Here is a 6025-nt window from a genome sequence, read left to right on the forward strand (position 1 = left end):
GTCCAGCTCGATGGCGGCGGATGGGTGGACATCGACGTCCTCCTCGAGGCGTTCGCGCGCCACGGTATGACCGTCAGCCGCGAAGAACTCCACGACATCGTAGAGCAGAGCGACAAGCAACGCTTCGCGATCACGAACCATCGCATCAGGGCGAACCAAGGTCACTCGATCGACGTGGACCTCGGACTCGAACCTGCACTTCCGCCGGACCTGCTGTTCCACGGCACGGCAGAGTCGTCGGTCGATTCGATCCTGACCACGGGAATCAACCCCGGGCTACGACGCCAGGTGCACTTGTCCCCGACGTGGAAACCGCCAGGAAGGTCGGCGCACGTCACGGACGACCAGTCGTCCTGACCGTGTGCGCCGGCGCGATGGCGGAAGCGGGCCTGGAGTTCTTCCGCTCGGCCAACGGCGTGTGGCTGGTCGACGAGGTGCCGGCGACGTTCGTCCGCCGATAGGCCGAACAGGTTTCTCATCGGCTCGGCGCACTAGCTGGTAGTGCGGGAGGGGTCAGGCGCCGTAGCCGAAGATCGACTCGTCCTCCTGGTCGGACTCGACCGGGTCGGAGTCCGGCTGGTCGAAGTGGTACGCGACCAGGCGCTGACCGTCCACCTCGCGCTCCTCGCCGGCGACGTACCAGAAGGTGGACTCGAGGCCCTCGACCGCGGCGATCACGCCGATGCGCTCATCCACTTTGCCGTCGATGAGGAAACGGCGGTCGGTCTGGCCGGCGAGCGGTCCGTCCACGTACTCGACGATGTATTCGGGGTCCTGGCGTGCCTCGGTCATGTGTCCACCATAGTCCCGGATCGACGGTCGCGGACCCCGGCGCTCAGATCGAGGGCCGACACGTCGAGGATCAGCGCGGCGTGGTCGAGTGGATGCTCGCGCGCCACGAAGCGGTCGAACTCCGCCTGCCAGGTGTCCCAGTGGGTGGCGAAGGTGTCGCCGTCGCGCGCCAAGGCGCGCTGCTTGCGGAGCGCGTCGTCGGCCCGCAGCCAGACGGTCAAGTCTGCGAGGGCCGCATTGCGAACGGACAGCGTGCCGCACCCCTCCACGATCAGCGGCTCGGGGCCGGTGACGGTCTCACGCCCGGCGGGACGGTCCGCCGCCCAGTCCCAGCGCTGCCAGGATCCGGCTCGGGAGGCGCGGAGCGGTTCGAGCAGGTCGTCGCCGACCGCGGTGCTCGCCGCGTCGAGGCCGTCCCAGCCGGGGTAGAGGTCGTCCATCCGGACCAGCCGCGGGTGGCCCTTCGCGGGCCAGGCGGCGAGCAGGAGATCGGCGAGCGAGCTCTTGCCCGCACCGCTCGGACCGTCGATGAGGATGACGGGAGTGCGTCCGCCTGCCGTGGCGGCATCCACGGCCTGGGTCACGGCGACGAAAAGCGCGGCGAGGTCGGCCGGCGCCTCGGCGGGCGCCTGCGCCGCCGACTCAGCCGAGCGGGGCATTCCAGCTCCCGGCGGCCACGGCCGCGGTGACCGCCGCCGCGGCGACCGCCAGCGCGACGCCCAGGGCCGCCCAGTCGCGCGCGCGGAAGACGGAGGGCCTCGCCCAGGTCCGCTGTCCGGGCGCGCCGAAGCCGCGCGCCTCCATCGCGGTCGCGAGCTTGGTGCCCCGCCGCAGCGACAGCACGAAGAGGGCGAACGACTGGCCGAGGAACCGGCGGATCGCACCGGATTCGGCGACCCCACGCGCCCGGCGGGCGAGGGTGAGCGCCCGCCAGTCCTCGGCGAACAGCCCGACCAGCCGGAGACCGGCGAGGCCGCCGATCACGAACCGGGCGGGCAGCCGGAGCAGCTGCGCCAGGCCGTCAGCGAGGTCGGTCGGGTCGATGGTCACGAAGAGGAGCACCGCGGGCAGGCCGATCGCCAGCACGCGCAGGGCGGTCGCGGCGCCGAGGCCGATCGAGCCCTGGCTGATCTCCACCGCCCACCACTGCACATAGACGGTGCCGGAGACCTGGCCGTAGAGGACCGTGGTCAACCCGGCGAGCGGGGCGGCGATCCAGACCGGGGCGGTGCGCGCCAGGACGGTGCGCACCGGGATGCCCGCGAAAGCCAGCAGCACCAGTTCGAGGATCAGCGCGACGCCCGCCGAGACCGGGTCGATGGAGAGTAGCAGCGCGACGGTGACGATCACGGAGGCGCCGAGCTTGGCGACCGGGTTCAGGGTCGCCAGCGGGCCGGTGCGCAGCGGCTGCACGAGCGTCATGCGGTCACCTCCGCAACATCCAGCCGAAGGGATGCGGCACCCACGGCGCGCACGAACTCCGCGTCGTGGGTGGCGGCGACGATGGCGTGACCCTCGTGGCGGAGGGAGGCGATCATCCGCACCAGCTCCTGCCAGGTGCGCGCATCCTGCCCGAAAGTCGGCTCATCCAGCACCAGGAGGCGGGGTCGCGTCGCGAGGGCCGTCGCAACCGAGAGCCGGCGCTTCTGACCGCCGGAGAGCGTGAAGGGGTTCGCGGCGGCGGCATCGGTCAGCGCGAGGCGGTCGAGCAGTTCATCCACCCGTTCGTCGACCTCAGTCGTCGGCAGGTGGAGCGCGCGCGGGCCGGCGGCGAGCTCGTCGCGGACCGTGCCTGCGATGAACTGGTGCTCCGGATTCTGGAAGACGCTCCCGATGCGCGTGAGCAGCTCGCGCGAGCGCCAGGATGCGGGATCCGAGGAGGCGCCGTCGGCCAGGAGGGGCTCCGCGATCAGCTCGCCGCCGAGACCGGGGAGCAGGCCGCCGAGGGTGAGGGCGAGGGTCGACTTGCCGGAGCCGTTCCGGCCGGTGAGGGCGAACGCGGAGCCCGCACGCACCTCGAGATCGACGGGATGCCCGACCGGCACGGCCGCGGCCGCGCCCGCCCGCGCACGGCGACGGCGACGTGGGCGTGTCATCGCCGCACGACCGAACGCGAGCGAGCGAGCGGTCAGCAGCGGCATCCCTTCGGGAACGACGGGTGCCTCGGGGACGGGCGTGCCCGGCAGCCAGACGCCGGCCCGCCCGAGCTCGCCGTCGGCATCGGCGAGCACGGCGTCCGGCGCGCCGTCGGCGAGCACGCCGCCGTCCGCTCCCAGCACGACGACGCGGGTGACCAGGTCCTGCCACACGGCGACGCGGTGCTCCACAACCACGAGCGTGGCGCCGGTCGTCTCGAGTGCGGCGAGCACCGCATCCCGCACTTCGAGCACGCCCTCGGGGTCGAGATTCGCCGTGGGCTCGTCCAGCAGCAGCAGGCCGGGACGCATGGCAAGCAGGCCCGCCAGCGCCAGGCGCTGCTTCTGGCCGCCGGAGAGCTGAGCCGTGGGGTGATCGAGGGGCACATCGAGGCCGACCTCTGCGAGAGACCGCCGGACGCGCATCCACAACTCGTCGCGCGGCACACCGAGGTTCTCGCCGGCGAAGGCGACGTCATCGCCCACCCGGGCGAGGATGACCTGGGCGTCCGGGTCCTGCAGCAGCAGTCCGGCCGTCCCCCGCGACTGAGCGGGCGGGCGCCCGGCCACGGTCAGCGACCCAGCGGACTCGCCGTCGTCGTCGCCGCCGAGCACGCCCGCGAGGCCGGCGAGCAGCGTGCTCTTGCCGGCGCCGGATGCGCCGAGGAGCAGCACCCGCTGCCCCGGCTCGATGCACAGGTCGACGCCGCGAACCGCCCACGCGCTTCGTCCCTCGTACCGCCAGCCCCAGTCGGCGACGCGAACCGCCGCCGGGGCGCCCTCTCCCGTGCTCACCGTCGTCAGGCCTGCGCGGTCCCCCGCGCCTCGCGGCCCGCGGCGAAGCGGCTCAATGCCCCGGTCCGCGCCAGGGCGCGCACCAGCAGCCAGGAGCCGAGGCCGGCCACGATCAGGCCCGAGATCGTCGTCGTGATCGCGTAGACGACGATGAACTCCGCCTTCGATCCGGGGTACCAGTACAGAAGGTCGAGGATGGACTCGGCGACGCCTGCGCCTGCACCCGCCAGCAGGGCGGGGACGAGCCGCCAGTTCGCGTAGAGGAACAGGGCGAAGACGATCTCCGCGCCGAGGCCCTGCACCACGCCGGAGAGCAGAGTGGCGACACCCCACTGCGTGCCGATCAGGGCCGAGACGACCGCGGCGACCAGCTCGCCGAACAGCGCGGCGCCCGGCTTGCGGACGATGAGAGCGACGAGGACGCCCGCGAACAGCCACGGGCCGTTGATGATGCCCTGGAAACCGGGCAGGACCGTCCCGACCGGGCCCGAGATGGGGTTGGAGACGATGTCCCAGACCCAGAAGACGACTCCGGATGCGACGGCGACGACGCTCGCGACGACGATGTCGACGACCCGCCAGCGCAGGACGCGCGACGAAAGGCCGGTGGAGGAGATGGTTGCGTGCACTGTACGTGCCCTTTCATTCAGCGAAACAGGGCACGGGATGTGAGAAGGTCCTCCCTGCGCTGGCATGACCCAGATCAGGTTCGACGGTCGAGACTTGGAGAAGTCTCCTCTCAGCCCGGCTCACCGGACTCCCGTGTTCGCACCCAGTGTATCCCTCGCGCCGCGCATCCATTCGTCCGGTCGGGGCGCGCAGGCGAGAGCAGTCGCCTCACGCTCGGCCGACTGTTCTCGAAGCGCTCGGGGACTACTTCTTGAGCGCGCGGATGACGCGGGCCCAGGCGTGACCGGCCACCCAGAAGAAGGGGATGCCGACCGCCAGCAGGGTGATCAGGTTGGGGCGGAAGCGGACGCCCAGCTCGTCGGATATGTAGGCGCCGAACGGGACGGCCATCCCGCCGCCGCCACCGCCGCCCGGGTTGTCCTCGCCGCCCTCGCCCATACCTCCGCCGCCGAAACCGAACTGCACGGCGGCGACCGGGACGATGGTCGTGCCATCCAGGACGATCGGTTCGCCGTAGACCGACTTGATACCGGAGCCGCTGATGGTCTCCGCGAGCTTGAGGGTGATGTTCGTCATGGAAGCCACCGTAGCGCGCGCCCTCCGGCCTGACCAGGCACCGGATGCCGGCTCAATCGCTCACGTACTTCGGGTTGCGTCCGTCCTGCTCCTCCTCGTCGGCGTCCCTCGACCGGCGGACGAGGGAGGCCGGTCCGATCGCGCCGCGCCCGAACCGGGCGCTCACCGCATCCAGGGTCCGCTCCGCCTCGCGCCACTCCTCGTCGGGATCCCACAGCGCGAGCGCGTCTCCGCCGGCGTCGAGCAACTGCTCGGCACGCACCCCGATCAAGCGGAGCGGGGTCTGCCGGACATCCAGGCCGAGCGCGCCGAAGACGTCCCAGGCCTCCTCGAAGAGACGCCGGCCCACGTTGGTCGGCTCGGCCAGAGTGCGGGAGCGGGTGATCGTGCGGAAGTCCGAGAAGCGGACCTTGATCGCGACAGTGCGCGCCACCAGTTCGTGTTCCCGCAGCCGCTCGCCGACCCGCCCGGAGAGCCGGAGGAATTCGCGGCGGAGGGTGTCCAGGTTTCCGACGTCGACGCCGAAGGTGTTCTCGTGCCCGATGCTCTTCTCGCGCGACTCCGTGACGATGCGGCGCGCATCCCTCCCGTTCGCCAGGTCGTGCAGCCGCCGCCCGCCGGCATCCCCGACCGCCTTCTGCAGCACGTGCAACGGGGCGTCCGCGAGATCGGCGACCGTGAGCAGCCCCATCCGCTCGAGCGACGCCTGGGTGCTGGCGCCGACGCCCCAGAGCGCACCGACCGGGAGGGGACGCAGGAACGCGAGCGTCTCGGCGCGCGGGATGACCAGGAGCCCGTCGGGCTTCGCACGGCCCGACGCGAGCTTCGCCATGAACTTCGTCGCGGCGACGCCGACCGAGCAGGTGAGGCCGGTCTCCTCGAAGACGCGGGACCGGATCAGTTCGGCGATGCGCCGCGGCGACCCCAGCAGACGCCGGGCGCCGGACACATCCAGGAACGCCTCGTCGATGCTGAGCGGCTCGACCAGGGGCGTCACCTCGTGGAAGATGTCCATCACAGCGGCCGAGTACTGGGTGTAGCGCTCGTAGTGCGGGGTCAGAATGATCGCGTTCGGGCACAGGCGCAGAGCCTGCGAC

General features: G+C 71.8%; 7 protein-coding genes, 1 pseudogene and 1 riboswitch. Of the genes and pseudogenes, 1 reads left to right on the top strand and 7 read right to left on the bottom strand.

All coding sequences use genetic code 11. The features are described 5' to 3' along the window. Positions 1-24 precede the first annotated feature (24 nt). A pseudogene (locus ACPYOG_RS18280) lies at positions 25-461 on the top strand (RNA 2'-phosphotransferase). A gap of 52 nt (positions 462-513) precedes the next feature. On the opposite strand, the gene ACPYOG_RS18285 reads toward ACPYOG_RS18280, so the two are convergent. The 7 genes from ACPYOG_RS18285 to ACPYOG_RS18315 all read right to left on the bottom strand — a co-directional run. Continuing rightward, positions 514-792 (bottom strand): hypothetical protein, encoded by a 279-nt coding sequence (locus ACPYOG_RS18285; RefSeq protein WP_481295574.1) that lies wholly within the window; start codon positions 790-792, stop codon positions 514-516. Continuing rightward, positions 789-1451 carry a nucleoside/nucleotide kinase family protein gene (locus tag ACPYOG_RS18290; RefSeq protein WP_481295575.1) on the bottom strand — a complete coding sequence of 221 codons (663 nt, stop codon included), beginning with the start codon at positions 1449-1451 and terminating at the stop codon, positions 789-791. The genes ACPYOG_RS18285 and ACPYOG_RS18290 overlap by 4 nt, the downstream gene beginning before the upstream one ends. Next, complete coding sequence (locus ACPYOG_RS18295; protein WP_481295576.1) at positions 1435-2214, bottom strand: energy-coupling factor transporter transmembrane component T family protein; 780 nt, start codon at positions 2212-2214, stop codon at positions 1435-1437. Before ACPYOG_RS18295 ends, ACPYOG_RS18290 begins: the two co-directional genes overlap by 17 nt. Beyond that, positions 2211-3722, bottom strand: a complete 1512-nt coding sequence (locus ACPYOG_RS18300) for an ABC transporter ATP-binding protein (RefSeq protein ID WP_481295577.1) — start codon at positions 3720-3722, stop codon at positions 2211-2213. Before ACPYOG_RS18300 ends, ACPYOG_RS18295 begins: the two co-directional genes overlap by 4 nt. A gap of 5 nt (positions 3723-3727) precedes the next feature. After that, complete coding sequence (locus ACPYOG_RS18305; protein ID WP_090040132.1) at positions 3728-4351, bottom strand: ECF transporter S component; 624 nt, start codon at positions 4349-4351, stop codon at positions 3728-3730. 34 nt (positions 4352-4385) lie between these two features. After that, positions 4386-4496, bottom strand: a riboswitch (TPP riboswitch). A 99-nt stretch (positions 4497-4595) separates the two neighbouring features. Beyond that, positions 4596-4928: a spore germination protein GerW family protein gene (locus ACPYOG_RS18310; RefSeq protein ID WP_090040138.1), complete on the bottom strand. Its 333-nt coding sequence runs from the start codon at positions 4926-4928 to the stop codon at positions 4596-4598. Positions 4929-4980: 52 nt separating this feature from the next. Further along, positions 4981-6025 (bottom strand): Y-family DNA polymerase (locus tag ACPYOG_RS18315; protein ID WP_481295578.1); only part of this gene is annotated, 1045 nt, incomplete at its 5' end.

Source organism: Leifsonia sp. HAY1-4F, assembly GCF_056755275.1.